20 protein-coding genes and 1 tRNA gene are annotated in these 14779 nt (G+C 61.7%); 6 read left to right on the forward strand and 15 right to left on the reverse strand.

Annotated elements, in window-relative coordinates; genetic code table 11:
• Window positions 1-2 precede the first annotated feature (2 nt).
• A complete protein-coding gene (locus tag DXY03_RS11360; protein WP_115010495.1) occupies window positions 3-1223 on the reverse strand; it encodes a lipid-A-disaccharide synthase-related protein in 1221 nt (406 codons plus the stop codon).
• A 54-nt stretch (window positions 1224-1277) separates the two neighbouring features.
• On the opposite strand from DXY03_RS11360, the gene DXY03_RS11365 reads away from it, so the two are divergent.
• Window positions 1278-1348 (forward strand) — tRNA-Cys (locus DXY03_RS11365).
• An 11-nt stretch (window positions 1349-1359) separates the two neighbouring features.
• On the opposite strand, the gene DXY03_RS11370 is transcribed toward DXY03_RS11365, so the two are convergent.
• A complete protein-coding gene (locus tag DXY03_RS11370; RefSeq protein ID WP_115010553.1) occupies window positions 1360-1806 on the reverse strand; it encodes a hypothetical protein in 447 nt (148 codons plus the stop codon).
• 14 nt (window positions 1807-1820) lie between these two features.
• Window positions 1821-1979 carry a hypothetical protein gene (locus tag DXY03_RS12395; protein WP_170952055.1) on the reverse strand — a complete coding sequence of 53 codons (159 nt, stop codon included), beginning with the start codon at window positions 1977-1979 and terminating at the stop codon, window positions 1821-1823.
• Window positions 1980-2007: 28 nt separating this feature from the next.
• Between DXY03_RS12395 and DXY03_RS11375 the strand changes: the two genes are divergently transcribed.
• The gene (locus DXY03_RS11375; protein ID WP_170952058.1) at window positions 2008-2994 is read left to right on the forward strand and encodes an aldo/keto reductase; all 987 of its coding nucleotides are present in this window, start codon (window positions 2008-2010) and stop codon (window positions 2992-2994) included.
• Window positions 2995-3003: 9 nt separating this feature from the next.
• On the opposite strand, the gene DXY03_RS11380 is transcribed toward DXY03_RS11375, so the two are convergent.
• Together DXY03_RS11380 and purM are read right to left on the reverse strand one after the other, a co-directional pair.
• Window positions 3004-3636, reverse strand: coding sequence for a histidine phosphotransferase (locus tag DXY03_RS11380; protein ID WP_115010496.1), 633 nt, complete (start codon window positions 3634-3636; stop codon window positions 3004-3006).
• Window positions 3637-3754: 118 nt separating this feature from the next.
• The gene (gene purM, locus DXY03_RS11385; RefSeq protein WP_115010497.1) at window positions 3755-4792 is read right to left on the reverse strand and encodes a phosphoribosylformylglycinamidine cyclo-ligase; all 1038 of its coding nucleotides are present in this window, start codon (window positions 4790-4792) and stop codon (window positions 3755-3757) included.
• A gap of 319 nt (window positions 4793-5111) precedes the next feature.
• On the opposite strand from purM, the gene DXY03_RS11390 reads away from it, so the two are divergent.
• Complete coding sequence (locus DXY03_RS11390) at window positions 5112-5651, forward strand: septal ring lytic transglycosylase RlpA family protein (RefSeq protein WP_115010498.1); 540 nt, start codon at window positions 5112-5114, stop codon at window positions 5649-5651.
• The gene (locus DXY03_RS11395) at window positions 5648-7165 is read left to right on the forward strand and encodes a bifunctional pantoate--beta-alanine ligase/(d)CMP kinase (protein ID WP_115010499.1); all 1518 of its coding nucleotides are present in this window, start codon (window positions 5648-5650) and stop codon (window positions 7163-7165) included. Before DXY03_RS11390 ends, DXY03_RS11395 begins: the two co-directional genes overlap by 4 nt.
• On the opposite strand, the gene DXY03_RS11400 is transcribed toward DXY03_RS11395, so the two are convergent.
• The 10 genes from DXY03_RS11400 to DXY03_RS11445 all read right to left on the reverse strand — a co-directional run bounded on the left by DXY03_RS11400 (window position 7149) and on the right by DXY03_RS11445 (window position 13227).
• Window positions 7149-7628 (reverse strand): low molecular weight protein-tyrosine-phosphatase, encoded by a 480-nt coding sequence (locus DXY03_RS11400; RefSeq protein ID WP_115010500.1) that lies wholly within the window; start codon window positions 7626-7628, stop codon window positions 7149-7151. The genes DXY03_RS11395 and DXY03_RS11400 overlap by 17 nt on opposite strands.
• Entirely contained in the window at window positions 7625-8257 is a 633-nt protein-coding gene (locus DXY03_RS11405) for a HEAT repeat domain-containing protein (RefSeq protein ID WP_115010501.1), read from the reverse strand. The genes DXY03_RS11400 and DXY03_RS11405 overlap by 4 nt, the downstream gene beginning before the upstream one ends.
• Window positions 8257-9030 (reverse strand): HEAT repeat domain-containing protein, encoded by a 774-nt coding sequence (locus tag DXY03_RS11410; protein WP_115010502.1) that lies wholly within the window; start codon window positions 9028-9030, stop codon window positions 8257-8259. The genes DXY03_RS11405 and DXY03_RS11410 overlap by 1 nt, the downstream gene beginning before the upstream one ends.
• Window positions 9030-9623, reverse strand: a complete 594-nt coding sequence (locus DXY03_RS11415; RefSeq protein ID WP_114987327.1) for a chromophore lyase CpcT/CpeT — start codon at window positions 9621-9623, stop codon at window positions 9030-9032. Before DXY03_RS11415 ends, DXY03_RS11410 begins: the two co-directional genes overlap by 1 nt.
• Before the next feature lie 74 nt (window positions 9624-9697).
• On the reverse strand, window positions 9698-10186 hold the full coding sequence (gene cpcA, locus DXY03_RS11420) for a phycocyanin subunit alpha (RefSeq protein WP_115010503.1): 489 nt from the start codon (window positions 10184-10186) through the stop codon (window positions 9698-9700).
• A 41-nt stretch (window positions 10187-10227) separates the two neighbouring features.
• A complete protein-coding gene (locus DXY03_RS11425) occupies window positions 10228-10746 on the reverse strand; it encodes a phycocyanin subunit beta (protein ID WP_115010504.1) in 519 nt (172 codons plus the stop codon).
• A 134-nt stretch (window positions 10747-10880) separates the two neighbouring features.
• Entirely contained in the window at window positions 10881-11696 is an 816-nt protein-coding gene (locus DXY03_RS11430) for a phycoerythrobilin:ferredoxin oxidoreductase (RefSeq protein ID WP_115010505.1), read from the reverse strand.
• Window positions 11693-12397 (reverse strand): 15,16-dihydrobiliverdin:ferredoxin oxidoreductase, encoded by a 705-nt coding sequence (locus DXY03_RS11435; protein WP_115010506.1) that lies wholly within the window; start codon window positions 12395-12397, stop codon window positions 11693-11695. Before DXY03_RS11435 ends, DXY03_RS11430 begins: the two co-directional genes overlap by 4 nt.
• Window positions 12397-13008 (reverse strand): phycobiliprotein lyase, encoded by a 612-nt coding sequence (locus DXY03_RS11440; RefSeq protein ID WP_115010507.1) that lies wholly within the window; start codon window positions 13006-13008, stop codon window positions 12397-12399. The genes DXY03_RS11435 and DXY03_RS11440 overlap by 1 nt, the downstream gene beginning before the upstream one ends.
• 3 nt (window positions 13009-13011) lie before the next feature.
• Complete coding sequence (locus DXY03_RS11445) at window positions 13012-13227, reverse strand: hypothetical protein (protein ID WP_114987342.1); 216 nt, start codon at window positions 13225-13227, stop codon at window positions 13012-13014.
• 370 nt (window positions 13228-13597) lie between these two features.
• Between DXY03_RS11445 and cpeB the strand changes: the two genes are divergently transcribed.
• A complete protein-coding gene (gene cpeB, locus DXY03_RS11450) occupies window positions 13598-14152 on the forward strand; it encodes a class 1 C-phycoerythrin subunit beta (RefSeq protein ID WP_114987344.1) in 555 nt (184 codons plus the stop codon).
• A 56-nt stretch (window positions 14153-14208) separates the two neighbouring features.
• On the forward strand, window positions 14209-14703 hold the full coding sequence (cpeA, locus tag DXY03_RS11455) for a class 1 C-phycoerythrin subunit alpha (protein WP_114987347.1): 495 nt from the start codon (window positions 14209-14211) through the stop codon (window positions 14701-14703).
• The last annotated feature ends 76 nt before the right edge of the window (window positions 14704-14779 follow it).

Below are 14779 nucleotides of genomic sequence, written 5' to 3' on the forward strand. Positions count from 1 at the left end.
CTTCAGTATCCGTTGAAGCGATCCAGGATCAGGCGTGCCAGCTGATCGCTTCCCCCTGCCGGCCCCATCCGCTGCGTGCCGATCCGTCCCAGGTGGGAGCGGAGTGTCGGGTCGTCCAGGAGAAATTCGAGCCGTCTCGTGAGCTCGGATTCATCAGAGCAGGGACGAACCGCACCCCCCAGCAGGCGGCTCTGACGACGAGCGAAGCCCGGCTTGAACTGCGGTCCTGGTCCCGGCAGGGACAGGGCCGGAATGCCCAGCCCCACCAGTTGTTCCGTCGCCGTTCCGGCGGTGGCGATGCCGGCTTCTGCCCAGCCGGCCCATTGGTCAAAGCAACTTCGCCCGATCAGCACCAGGCAGGCTCCTTTCACCCAGCAGGCTTCGGCACCCAGTTGGTCCGAAGGCGGAAGGCTGCGTCGAAACCCCAGTTGTTCAAGACTGTTGCTCAGGGCCTCTGCATCGGGTTGGGCGCCCACGGCCACGAGCAGTGCCATCGGCACACGGCCGGGAAGCGCCGTGGCACTGCGAACCAACCGCTGCAGGTTTCGCTGGGCCTCCGGCATGCGACTTCCGCATAGCAGGAGCACGCGGCGGCAGCGGTCTAGGGCCGATGGCAGCGGTTGGACCTGAAGGCCATCCATCATCGGATTGCCCGGCGCAAGGGCGCCCACGCCCTTGCGTTGCAAGCCTCGTGCTGTGAGCCGATCACGCATGGCCACCAGTTGGCAACGGCGCGAGCGCATCAGGCGCCATTCCCAGGGATCCCACTCACTGCCTTTGAGCCGGTGGTAGCAGTCGCTTTTGGCCCGTCCGGGACCGCTGAGCCAGGTGTAGTCGCTTTTGGGAGTGCCGATGAAGCCGAAGGGGGCACCACTGCTCCAGGCCATCAGCAGAGGCAGCAAATCACCCACGGCAACTATGGGTTGGCGCTCATGTCCCAGGCGGCGTACCAGCTGCCATTGACTCCAGCTCAGGCTGGGGAGTCCAGCCCTGACGTCTGCCAGCAGACCTCTCAGGCTTTGGTTGCTGAAGCCACCACTGGGCAAGGCCGCTTTTGGCCCCAGGCGCGTCAACCATCCCTGCTGAACAGCAGCATCAAACACCCGTCCGGCACCCACCAGAGGAAGCACGGTCAGAGGGCGTCGCGGAGCGCGCCGATGCACGGCCTGGATGATCCGCAGGGTGATCAGGTCTTCGCCGTGGCCGTTGCAGAGAAACAGCAGAGAGCCAGGGGCATGGCTGATACGATCCCCTGATGGGGACAGCTGTTCCCGGGCGGCGGCATGGCCAAGTGGTAAGGCAGAGGATTGCAAATCCTTTATCCCCAGTTCGAATCTGGGTGCCGCCTTTCAATCCTCATCACAGTTGAGCCTCCGCGCTTATGCCGGCAACGTTGCGTGAGTGACTCTCGCAGCTCACGGTGTTCGCATCAATCCAGCAACGCCCCTGGGCCATACGGGTTGCAGGGAGGCTTCTGGCATCAAAGCGAATCCATGACGTGCTGAGCAGGGTTGCGCTCCAGCGGCGTGAATTCACGCGGCAGCCTGAGTTATCGCAACTGAGCGGACTGCCTTGATCTCCATCCAGGCTGACGAAGCTCAACTGATAGCTGCCCCCCGTTTCTTGATCATCTCCGATGAATCGAAGCCGCAGGCCACGACTTCCGTTCGCGCTGATCTGCAGGCGCTCGCAGGCCAAAGAACGCCCACCGACGACGACGCGGCAATGCGCAGGCCTGTGCTCCAGACGGCCAAAAGCCTGGGCTGGATTGACCGTTGCTGGCACGGCAAGCAGCAGTGGTGCCATCCAGAGATAAATCATCAGTAATCGCTGTCGGCAACGCACATGCCCAGGCAGCGAATGCCATTGCTGGCGGTTCTGCGGCAGTGGTTGCAGAGGATGCGTTCCGCGTCCGCAGTCGATCCCTCCACGGCTTGATCGGTCGATCGTGCAGGTTCCTGCGCGGGGGAATCGGTCATAACGCAACGGGACGGGCTGGTGGCGATCATGGCTGGCAGCAGCATCGCCCCGTTGAACGGCATCGGTTTCGGCACCTGGGCTTGGGGCAACAAGGCGGTTTGGGGATACGACGCCCAGCGGGACGACGCTCGACTTCGTGCCACGTTTAGTCAGGCCCTCAGCTCTGGGCTCAACTTGATCGACACGGCGGATTCCTATGGAACGGGGAGCCTGAGTGGACGCAGTGAAGCGTTGCTTGGCGACTTCATGGCCGAGTTGCCAGCCCTGCGTCGATCCCAGTTGACGGTGGCCACGAAGTTGGCCCCATTCCCCTGGCGATGGGGGCGTCGGGGCTTTGATGCAGCCTTTGAGGCCAGTCGAACGAGGCTTAAGGGGCAGCTTCGGCGGGTGCAGCTGCACTGGAGCACAGCGCGCTACGCGCCCTGGCAGGAGACAGGCCTTCTTGATGGCTTGGCTGATCTTGTTCTGTCTGGCCGGGTTGAGGAGTTGGGCCTGTCCAACCTGGGCCCCCAACGCCTGCTGTTGATCCATCGCCGTCTGTTGGAGCGGGGCGTTTCCCTACGTAGCGTTCAGGTGCAGTGCTCGCTCTTGGCACCTGCGGATGATCAGCTGCGCGAGTTGATTGCCGTCAGCAGGGAGCTTGGCGTGGAGGTGTTGGCCTACAGCCCTCTGGCTTTCGGCGTGCTGGGTTGTGCTCCCGGGTCTGAGGAGAGGCGTCCTGTCACCTGGTTGAGACAACGCCTGTTCCAGCGCCTGCTTCCGGCAAGTCTTGAGTTGCGCAGTGCGATGCAGGCCATCGCGATCGATCGCGGGGTATCGATGGTTCAAGTCGCTTTGAACTGGTGCAGAGCTCTCGGCACAACGCCGATCCCGGGGCTGCGAACTCCAGAGCAGGCCAGGGATGTCGCCGCTGCGCTGCAGTGGTCATTGTCACCGCAGGAGTTTCAGCGGTTGGATGCGGCCCGGCTCCATTGCAGCGAGCGGATGCCCGCCAATCCCTTCCAGAGCCGCTGAGTGTTGTGCTCAGGCCTCCGAGGCGGATTCAGGGGCTGGACTCACCACCACCGGGAGGCTGTCGCCGTCATTGCGAATCGGAACGACTTTGTCTTGCGAGGGTTCCAGGCGTGTGGGGGCTGGGGCAGTGTCCTGTTGCTGGGCACAGGCGGCGAGGGCTTCCTGCAGCAAGGAATCAAAGGTTGCCCCAGGCAGTCGATGCCGGGCGACCTCCAGAAAGGTGCGCGGAAGCGATTCGCCAGCAGCGCTCCTCAGAGCGGGGTTGTTCTGGCGATGTTCCTGCTCGTCCTGAATGGCTCGGATGAACCTGCGTGTGACATCGCGCTTGGTGGACGCCTTGATCAGGGTGTCGCGCTCCTGAGGACCATGACTGAGCTCCTGCTCCATGTCTTGAATCCGCCGTTCGAGGCTTTCCAAAACCTCCTGGGCTTCCTTGCCGATGTGAGCCAGTTGCCCATCCGAAAGGTGGGGCATGTCGGCCACGAACACCTTGCCGTGATCCCGGAGCGTGAGAAAAGTTGGTCGTGGACCCTGCCTGTAGCCCTGTTGCCTGTCCTGGCTTGAAGGCAAAGGACGCCTCGGAGGAACAGGACCTGCAGACGATCGACGGCGCGTAATGCGCTGGGGCTTATCAAAAGGCATTGAAAAAAGATGTATTGACGCCGCTATCGGAAAAGGTTCCGATGTGCTTCATGGCAGCCTATTCGATCCCTCCTGAGGCGGTGCTCGACTGCATCAAACCCGTCTGAAACTGACGTAATCAGGCGGGAACACCGTCCAGAACAGCGGTGCTGCCAGGGGTGTTGGAGGTCACGTTGCCAATCACCCAAGCCTGATGGTTCTTGCTGCGGCAATGCTCGATCACAGCGGCCTCGCTCCCCGCTGGCACCACCAGGCAGAAGCCGACGCCGAGGTTAAAAGTGTGCCAAAGGTCTCTTTCGGGAATGTCTCCGGCCTCCTGCAGCCATCGGAACAGGGGTGGTCTTGTCCAGCTGGAGGCATCGATGCGCGCAGAGCAGCCATCCGGCAGGCAGCGCGGCAGGTTTTCCGGGAGTCCTCCGCCGGTGATATGGGCCATGCCGTGGAGCTCGCATCCGCTCTGCAGCAGGTGCTGCACCAGGTCGGCATACAGGGTTGTCGGCGCCAACAGGTCGCCGATGAGAGAGCGCTGGTCGTCGCCATAGAGGGTGTTCGCATTGGCGTTGGCCTTCTCCAGCACCTTGCGCACCAGGCTGAAGCCGTTGCTGTGCACGCCGCTGCTGGCCACACCGATCACGCTGTCGCCAGGTTGGATGCGCTGGCCGTCAATGAGCTCGTCTTCTTCGACGACGGCCACACAAAAGCCGGCGAGATCGTAGCGCCCCTTCGGGTAAAACCCCGGCATCTCTGCCGTTTCTCCGCCGAGTAGGGCGCAGCCGCTCTGCCTGCAGCCATCGGCGATTCCTTCAACGACCTCGGCCATTGCCGATGGCGCTAAGGCCCCGGTGGCCATGTAATCCAGGAAAAAGAGCGGCGCGGCTCCTGAGGTGATCACGTCGTTGACGCACATCGCCACCAGGTCGATGCCCACGCCGTGATGGCTGCCATGCTCCTGGGCCAGCTCAAGTTTGGTTCCGACGCCATCGGTGCCTGAGACCAGAAGGGGCTTGCGCAATCCGGCTGGAAGACGCATCAGCCCGCCAAAACCGCCAAGGCCGCCGATGACCTCCGGTCGGTGGGTGGCTTCCACAGACGCCTTGATGCGTTGCACGAACGCGCGCCCGGCCTCAACGTCAACTCCAGCGCTCTTGTAATCCATGGAACGAATCCGATGCATTGATCCTGCAATGCCACGGAACCTGTGCTGATCGGCTTGTCGGCACAGCAGCTGATTAGCTGTGTTTATCGGTTTTTCTCTCTCGGCTTATGCCCGGGGGCTTGCGTTCCGGCGTTGATCTGCCAGTCGGCACGCGGATTAGCGAAAGAGGCGGGTCTGGGTGGCTGTGCCGATCGCTCTGATGGCTCCCAGTTTCTTTCCAAGAGCACCCTTTTTAAGTTCACAACAATCTTTTTTGTGAGGCCTGCCAAAGGCCGAGAACTGCGCGCTCAGTTCCAAGACCTTGGCCACGCCGCTCTGCATGCGAGTCCTCCTGACGTTGGCCACGCTCTCCGGAGCGATCTCAGGCAGTGCGGCCCTCCTGCCGGTCGTGGCCAGTGATTTCCTTTCGGTCAACGGTGCAGAGCCCCTTGACCCTCTGGATCTGGTGGTCGAGCCCCAGGCCTCTGGGCTGCAGGCAACGCTTTCTCCGGCGGAGGTCAAACCAGTTCTTGCACCTCCTTCCCCTGAGCTCCCCAAGCCGAAGCTGAAGGTCGTGCCCGAGGTGGTGAAGGTCATCACTGGTGAGGCCAGTTGGTACGGCCCCGGTTTTTACGGCAACCTCACGGCCAACGGTGAGGTTTACAAGCGCGGCACGATGACGGCGGCCCACCGCACGCTTCCCTTTGGAACAAAAGTGCGGGTCACCAACCTCTGGAACGGGCGCACGGCCGTGATCCGCATCAACGATCGCGGACCTTTCATTGATCACCGGGTGATCGACCTGGGCCACGGCGCCGCCTCTGACCTGGGACTGACTGCCTCTGGAATTGCCCAGGTCAAGCTTGAGGTGCTCCGCTGAGCTGCGTCGTTCTCTCCACCCAGGTCGAGCTGGAACGCTTCCGGGCCAACCTCGGTGGACCTCTGCAATTCGTGCCCACCATGGGGGGGTTGCACCAGGGTCATGGTGAGCTGATCCGCCTCGCTGCGGCACAGGGTCCTGTGCTCGTGAGTGTCTTCGTTAATCCACTCCAATTCGGGCCAGCTGAAGACTTTGATCGCTACCCGCGAACCCTCGAAGCGGATCGGGTCTTGGCCGAATGCTCCGGCGCCCATGCCCTTTGGGCTCCGGCGGTCGACACGGTCTATCCCGGTGGAGCCCAGTCAGCGGTGTCGCGCTCAGCACCGGTAGACCTGCAGACCCATCTGTGTGGAGCCTCCCGTCCCGGTCACTTTGATGGGGTGGTCACGGTCGTGGCCCGACTGCTGCAGCTGGTGGAGCCGTCCTGCCTTTGGCTGGGTGAGAAGGACTGGCAGCAGCTGGTGATCCTGCGCCGGCTCGTGGCCGATCTTGACCTGGACGTCGCGGTCCAGGGCGTTCCCACCGTTCGTGAATCCGATGGTCTGGCGTTGAGTTCCCGAAACCAATACCTCTCCTCTGCTGATCGGGCTCGAGCTGCTGCTTTGCCGGAGGCACTGCGTCGTGCCGATCCCATTGATCCTGAGAGTTCGGTGCGTCAGAGCCTCGCTGAAGCAGGGCTTGAAGTGGAGTATGTAGAGAGGGTCGATCCCCGCACCCTTCAGCCCTGTGGCGCTGAAACGGCCATCTCACTGTTGGCCGCGGCGGTGCGTTGCGGGACGACCCGTTTGATTGATCACGTCTTCCTGATGACCCGCCAGCCTCTAGTTGCCATCGATGGCCCTGCCGGTGCTGGCAAAAGCACCGTGACCCGGGCCTTTGCTGAGCGGATGGGGCTGGTTTACCTCGACACCGGTGCGATGTATCGGTCGGTGACCTGGTTGGTGCAACAGAACGGTGTGGACCCCCAGGATGCGGCGTCGATTGCACCGCTGTTGAACGACCTCGACCTTCAGCTGCGGTCGCTGCCCGGTGGTGGCCAGCAGGTGTTGGTGAATGGGCAGGACGTGAGTGACGCGATTCGCTCGCCGGAGGTCACCGCGTCGGTTTCGGCCGTGGCCGCCCACCGTTGCGTCAGGCAAGCGCTGACCGCTCAACAGAAAGCGATGGGTGCCAAGGGTGGTTTGGTGGCAGAAGGCCGCGACATCGGCACCGCTGTTTTCCCGGATGCGGATCTGAAGGTGTTCCTCACGGCCACGGTGGGCGAACGGGCCCGGCGCCGGGCTCTGGATTTGGAGCAGCGGGGCTTCCCGGTGCCTGAGCGATCTGAGCTTGAAGCACAGATCGCCGAACGGGATCACCTCGACAGCACCCGTGAGGAGGCTCCTCTGGTGCAGGCGGACGATGCCGTTGAGCTCGTGACCGATGGCATGAGCATCGAGGCTGTGATCGATGCCCTGGTGGGGCAGTTCCGGTCTCGGGTGGCTGAAGAAGCCTGGCCTATGCCGGCGGGCTGAGCTCGTCGAGCAGGTTGGCGCAGGCATCCTCGAGCAGGTCGAGCACATGCTCGAAGCCCGCCTCGCCCCCGTAATAGGGATCGGGCACTTCCGTTTCAGAAAACCGGCCGGCGTAGCTGAGCATGGGCTTGATGCTGGCCGTTGCTCGGGGCCCGGCTTCGCGAGCCAGTCCCTGGACGGCCGCGAGATTGTCGTCGTCCATGGTCAGCACCAGATCGAAACTCGAAAAATCGTCGAGGCTGATCTGTCGTGCGCGGCTGGGGAGGTTGATGCCGCGGCGGTTGGCGGCAGCCTGCATGCGTCGGTCTGCCGGGTTGCCCACATGCCATCCGCCCGTTCCGGCGGAATCCACCACGAACTGATCACTGAGGCCACGCTCTTCAAGCAGATGCAGGAAGACGCCTTCGGCTGCCGGTGAGCGGCAGATGTTGCCGAGGCAGACGAACAACAGTTTCTGGGTCATCCGGCGTTGAGGCGTTGGAGGGCTTTCAGGGCCCGCAGCTGCACCACCCTGACACCTTCCGCATCGGATGCGAGCTGGTTCAGTGCGGCCCGGCCCTGTTCGGCGAGGTGCGCTGACACAGCTGCGCTGTTCAAGCGTTGCTCGAGTCCGTAGGCCGCTGCGTAACGCACCACCCACTCGTCGTCTCGCACGGCTTTGAGCAGTCCCTCGAAACAGCGCAAAAGCTGATCGTGCGCTGCATCTTCACTGAGCTCCAAGTCCGCCAGGCCACGGGTTGCGGAGCGCCGCACGCTCGGAGCGATGTCGGCCTGAAGGGCATGCTCCAGGAGGTCAAGACCCCGTGGATCTCGCAATGCGGCAATCACCTTCACCACCCAGGCCCGTGCGCCGTAATTGCGGGCATCCAGGCTCACCAGAAGGATGGGAATGGTGTCCCGTCCCAGTTGAATCAGCCCCTGTGTTGCCACGGCTGCCACCGCTGGATTGTTGAACCCCAGCACCTTCACGAGCGGCTTGGCGGCCTCAAGGTCGTTCAGTGCACAAAGGGCTTGCGTTGCTTTGATCAGCTCAGGAGTACTGGTGGCCCGCTCGAGCGTCTGAAGCGCCTGGTCCAATGCTGTTGTGGTCATCAGAGCAGTCTGTCCATTGCGTCGAGAACGTCATCGGGGTCGACGTTGCGTTCCGCCACCTCTCGGAGTGCAACCAACTTGAGGCTGGGTTCCACTGCAGCCGTGCGGATCGAGGGCACGGCGGCGAGCCAGCCGGTGGCGCCGAGGTCGAGCAGCGCGCCGCGGCGCACCAGGGGTTCTGGATGGTTCAGCAGCTTTTTCAGTTCCATCCCCCATTGATTAAGTCCGGTCAGCTGCAGCAATGCTCGGCAGGCCGCTGAACGGATCAAGGGCCGAGGGTGCTCCGTGAACGGATGAATCACAGCGAGATTGCTACTGCTGCCATCACCGATGTCACCCAGGGCTTCCAGCAACGCTTCACAGGGTTCATTGAGCAAGGGGGATGAGGGTTGCTCAGCTCCTGCTCCCTCCAATCCACTGGCAAGCAAGGCCCGGATGCCCTCAACAGCCCCACAGCTGCCCATGGCACCAAGCGTGCGGACCACCTCCTCTCGCACGGTGTAATCGTTGGAGTGCAGCAGCGCCAGAAGAGGTTGTTCCGCTCTCATGTCCCTGAGCAGACCGAGGGCACGGATTGCGTTGAGAGCGACACCGCGCTGCTCTGGATCAATCGGCGTGGCATCCAGTGCTTCAAGAGCCCTGAGCAGAAGAGGGATGGCATCGGGATGCTGGCTGCGCATTTTTCCGAGCCACCAGGCGGCGTAGTACTGCGCCGAAGGGTCCTCCGTCTGGCGGAGGTTTTTGATCACCTGCGTTTCACTCAGCGGTTCCATCACACCCAGGCCGATGCCATATCGGCTGTCCAGCTTTCAGTTCGTTTGAACCGGAACGGTCCCGCCACCGAGCCCCAGCAACGCTCATTGGTTTCCGGGTCATGACCGCGATCGAGGGTCGCAAGGGAGTCTCCCTGCAAATGAAAGCTGCTCACCAGCACGGTGTCTTTGCCATTCCGTTGCACGATGCATTTGCAGCCTGGTTCCATGGCGCCGTGGTAGCCGTCTGGCTGTTCGAGCACTTGGTAGTGGCACTGATCCAGGCTGATCAGGTCGCTGTCCTGAATGGCAAGGCGCAGTTGTGGATCAAACGTGGCTCCGGCGAAGCGTTCCGGATCACGGAAGGTGTGATTCCAGAGCTTGATGGCGCCGGAGGCCTGCTCTTCAGCGCGGATCATGCGCAACCGATAGGGATGCTTGGGATCAACGGCATAGGTCTGTTCAAGCAGAATCGACCCTGGATGGAGCTGTATGAGCGGGCGATACCTCAGAAAGATGTGGGCATAGAGGGGTGGATTGTCGAAGGCTTGCTGCTGGTTGCTGTATTCGCCGCAGAGCAGGTTGAGAAAACGCCGAACGTTTGGGGTGATCACAGCGCTCTGATGGGGCCGAAAAAGAACAATAAAAAAAGCCCCCCGAGGGGGGCTTGGAATGCAACGTCGGCTGATCAGATCAGGGCGTTGATGGCGTAATCGATGTAGCTGTTGGCTTCGGTAGCAGCGTCGCCGCTGAGGCCGTGGTTGGCCTTGATGTGCTTCAGAGCTTCCACGTACCAGGAGGGGGAGAGCTCGAAGGTGCGGTTGATCTCGTCGAGACCAGCGATCAGGTAGTCGTCCATGGGGCCGGTGCCACCTGCCACGAGGCAGTAGGTGATCATGCGCAGGTAGTAGCCCACGTCACGGGAGCACTTGGCCTTGCCTTCCGCAGTGGCGGAGTAGTTGGACCCCTCCATCTGGGTGGTGTAGGGGAACTTGGTGTACACGGCCTGGGCAGCGCCGTTCACCAGGGAATCAGCCTTGCTGGTGAGAGCCTTGGCAGCCTCGAGGCTGGCCTTGGCACGGTTGAAGCGACCGGAGGCAGCCTGAACTTCGGTGTTGCTCAGGAAGCGGCCCTGGGAATCAGCTGCTGCAACAGCTTCGGTGAGGGGGGTTTTCATTGATCGTTATGTGAATGAAAGACGTCGAATCCAGGCGCCGATCAGGCGACGGAGGCGGCGGCGCGGTCGAAGTAGGTGCCGATTTCGCTGCTCAGGGAGGCGCAGTCACCAGCGGAAATGCCAGCTTTGTCGTTGACGATGGCCAGAGCGGCGTCCTTCATCAGGTTCACGCCGGCGGCAACAGAAGCACCGGGGGTGCCGAGGGCCAGGTAGGTCTCACGCAGACCGTTCAGGCAGCGGTCTTCCATAACGGAAGCGTCGCCGGTGAAAGCGGAATAGGTGACGTAGCGAAGGATGATCTCCATGTCGCGCAGGCAAGCAGCCATGCGGCGGGAGGTGTAAGCGTTGCCGCCGGGGGCGATCAGGGCAGGCTGCTGAGCGAACAGCTGGCGGGCAGCGGAAGCAACGATGGTGGAAGCGTTGCTGGAGATGCGGTTAACGGCATCCAGACGCTTGTTGCTGTCGGAAACCATGGCAGCGAGAGCGTCGATCTCGCTGGTGCTGATGAATTGTCCCCGGGCGTCGGCCTGGGCGACAACCTTGGTGAAGGCGTCGAACATGGTTGTTGTTCCTGTGAACTACGTCTGGAAGGGAATTTCAGACTTGGAGGGATGGCAGAAGGCTATTGCCTCGATCCCGACGTCCGCGATTCTGACCAACTGCTCGGGAGCCTCCCGAAAGCTGTTCATAATGCTTAACTCCCTTGCGGCGACAAGGAAGTGGCGGCGGCTTCTTCGAGGTCAAACAGCACGCCGTGGATGTACGACTCCGTCCATTCGCTGCCGTAGAAGCGCGTCAACATGCCGCGGGCTGGATCTTTCTCGGCGCGATAGGCCGTGTAGCGCTTCTGGCCCGAGAGCAGGTGTCCCGCACGCTCATCGTCCACGGCCTGTGCCTCCTCCACCAAAGCCAGGTAGAGCTTGAGGTAGTCCGCAAAGGCCGGACGGATCACGCGGTCAATCAGCGCATCACCTTCTTCCCCCAGCGGGATCCGAGTCCAGAGAAAGGCAGGTGAGAAATAGGGCTGTGCCTCGTCAGGGATGGGGCCCCCGTCGGGCAGTTCGGCGCGCCAGCGCTCGAACAGGGGCATCAGTCGCTGCCAGACCGGTCCCGTGTGATCGGGATCTGTCTTGTCGACAGGCTGCAGGTCAAGAGCAAGCAAGTGCCCGTTGGGCAGCGTCACAAGATCGGCTCCGAAGAACGGAAGATCAAAACGGCTGCTGGGGTTGATCACGAAATTGAGCACCGATGCAGCGGCACCGGCTTCAACACAGGCACAGCGCACCTGGCGCAGCTTTTCGGTTGAGCAGGCCCAGGTGGCCGTGCTGACGGGGACGGGTTTCGCCTTGGATCCCGTGCTCCCCTCTTTCTGCAGGAATCGTTCTGCCACCGGATAAGGCTTCGGCTGCAGAGGGGCCAGAGCAGCGACGGCGGTGTCGAGAAAAGGCTGCCAGCGCCATCCAGGGATCTGGACGGGTTCAAGACTCGACGTGCGGAGGGGGAGGCTCATGCGGGCTGACTGGCGGGGAAGAGGAATTCGTGCAGGAATCGGTCGGACCAGTCCTTGCCGAAGTGACTGGTGAACAAGCCGTGGGCTGGATCGCGTTCAGCGCTGTAAACGTCGTAGGCGTTCTGGAGACGTTCCACCTCGGATGCCGCCAATCCTGACTGCCCCTTGGCTTGGTCATGCATCGACCAATAAGCCGAGAGAAAGGCATCGAAAGCTTGGGGAAGCGATCCCTCCGCTTCGTCGGCACCGCCGCGGCAGAACAGCAACCAAGGAGAGAAGTATTGGTTGGGATCGAAGGAGCGCATGGTTTCCTCACCGTTCAGCTCGGGGTACTGCTCGTGCAGAGCCCTGAGCCCTGTGAAGTGGCGCTCCAGGTATTCCTTGTCCTGAATCAGCGGCTGAAAGTCGAGAACGGCCACCAATTTCTGACGAGCGCCGAACCAGAGCAGGTCCACCCCCATGAGCGGGTGGTCCAGGCCGTGCTCGGGATAGGCCACTGAATTGAGAACCTGCAGGCTGTCGCCGGCATCGAGCCGGGTGACGCGCCAACGGCGGAAGCCTGGAACACTCCAGAGCCAGCTTTCGATCTTGCCGCCACTTTTGCTGGATTGGCAGTGTTGCAATCCCTCGGGTACAGCAGCGGGTTGGCCGCCCCGTTCCTGAATGCCCTGATGCAGTTGGTTGAGGAAAGAATCGAACATCAGTGTGTGGTCTCCAGCACGGGTGAGTCAGCGACCTGGCGGGCCTTGTCGGCCATGGCCTTGATGTCGTCGTCGCTGGGGCAGCGCAGTTCAGTGCAGTACGTCGTCATCGACACGCCATCGAGGCACTGCACGGAACTCACGCGCATGCGCACCTGATCGGTCACGAACCAGCAACGCTCTGTTCCCACGTTCGTGTCGTATCGGGTTGTGATGGTGAGAACGCCGTCCTCGGCGAAGGTGTAAGTGCTCACCACCGATTTCTTCTCGACGTAACCGACGTCTCGAAGCAAAAAGCCCTTGCGGGGATTGCCCTGTTCAGGCACATCGACAATGACGGCTGCGTAGTCATCGTTTCGAATCGCCTTTTTGAGGTTGCTTTCCCACCAGAAGCGGCCTCCACCGGCGGCGCGGTCTGTCGCCACCTGCAGTGCGTCGCAGACTCGCTGCACAACGGGGTCGGAGGCATCGAATGGCTCGATCACCAGATTGGAATCAGCTGCTTCATCGTCCTGATGGTCGAGGTGATGAATCGAGCGGCGGTTCAACCAGGTGCCGCGGCTGGCCTGGAGGAAGTCCGCCATGGTCATTGGCGGCACAAACGACGTCATCGCTCAGGCGTTGGTCATGATCTCTTGCTGCTTGAGCAGTTGCTCCAGCACCTCTTCGAGGCGTTGTAGTTCCGCATGCTCAGCAACAGTGGCGTCGATTCGCTTCTGCGGCAGCTTCAGCTTTTTCCCCATGGCGATCACGTCCTCTCGCAGGCGGTTGCGATACGCCTCGAGTTCGGCAATCGAATCGTTCAGTTCTTGCAGCGTGGGTTCGGCCATCGGTGCTCTGCGGTGGCACGAGGGTAAGCCGCATCAGGGATCTGCCGGTGATGCCTCTACGGCGACCCAATTATTAATAGATGTGGGTCGAAAAACCTGAATGCAAGCCGGAAAAGCCCTCTGATTCGTCGCCAGATGGCCCTATCGCCGCTGGGGAGTTCTGCATCAACTCGCAATATTTGTCGGCTAAGTGACGAACCGTTGCGTGAACAGCCCCCTTTCGCAGGGGTGGCCCGTTGACCCAGTTACTTTTTTAGGGCGCTTCGCAGGCCAAGCCTGAAACGTTCAGCTCGATTCTCTTTTGAGGAAAGTGCCGTCGTTTCTCACCTGGTAGTCGAGAAGCTTTCCCTCCCCCTTGTCTGGCTTTCCAATGCTCGACGCATTCTCCCGTTCCGTCGTCAGCGCTGACGCCAAAACTGCTGCTGTGGGTGCTGGCGATATCGCCGCCCTCCGTCAGTACGTTGCTGAAGGCAATAAGCGTCTGGACGCTGTCAACGCCATCACCTCCAATGCCTCCTGCATCGTGTCCGATGCAGTCACCGGCATGATCTGCGAGAACACCGGCCTGATCCAGGCAGGTGGTAACTGCTACCCCAACCGCCGCATGGCTGCTTGCCTGCGTGACGGTGAAATCGTTCTTCGTTACATCTCCTACGCCCTGCTGGCTGGCGATGCATCCGTGCTGGATGACCGCTGCCTGAACGGCCTCAAGGAGACCTACATCGCTCTGGGCGTTCCCACCCAGTCCGCTGCCCGCGCTGTGGCCATCATGAAGGCCTCCGCCACCGCTCACATCGGCGAGACCAACACCCCGGCCAACGGCGGTTCCAAGTTCCGCAAGATGGAGACCACCCAAGGCGATTGCTCCGCTCTTGTTGCTGAGGCTGCCTCTTATTTCGATCGCGTGATCAGCGCTGTCGCCTGAGTCAATCGGGTTTTCCCATTTCCTCAACATCACCCTCCATCTAAAGGATCTCCACGATGAAATCCGTCGTCACCACCATCGTGACCGCTGCTGACGCAGCCGGTCGCTTCCCCTCCCAGAACGACCTCGAGGCCGTCCAGGGCAACATCCAACGCGCCGCCGCTCGCCTCGAAGCCGCTGAAAAGCTGGCTGCTGGCCTCGACGCCGTCACCAAGGAAGCAGGCGATGCCTGCTTCAACAAGTACCCCTATCTCAAGCAGCCCGGTGAAGCTGGTGAGAACCAGACCAAGGTGGACAAGTGCTACCGCGATCTGGGCCACTACCTGCGCCTGATCAACTACTGCCTGGTTGTCGGCGGCACCGGCCCTCTGGACGAGTGGGGCATCGCCGGCGCTCGTGAGGTGTACCGCACCCTGGGTCTGCCCACCGGTCCTTACGTCGAAGCTCTCACCTACACCCGCGACCGCGCTTGCGCTCCTCGCGACATGAGCCCCCAGGCTCTGAACGAGTTCAAGTCCTACCTGGACTACGTGATCAATGCTCTTTCCTGAGCATCTGTTTCGCGTCACTCATTCATAGGAATCAGGAGGCCGAAAGGCCTCCTTTTTTTATGCTCATGTCGACGGA

Source organism: Synechococcus sp. N5 (assembly GCF_900473925.1).
Lineage (GTDB): Bacteria > Cyanobacteriota > Cyanobacteriia > PCC-6307 > Cyanobiaceae > Parasynechococcus.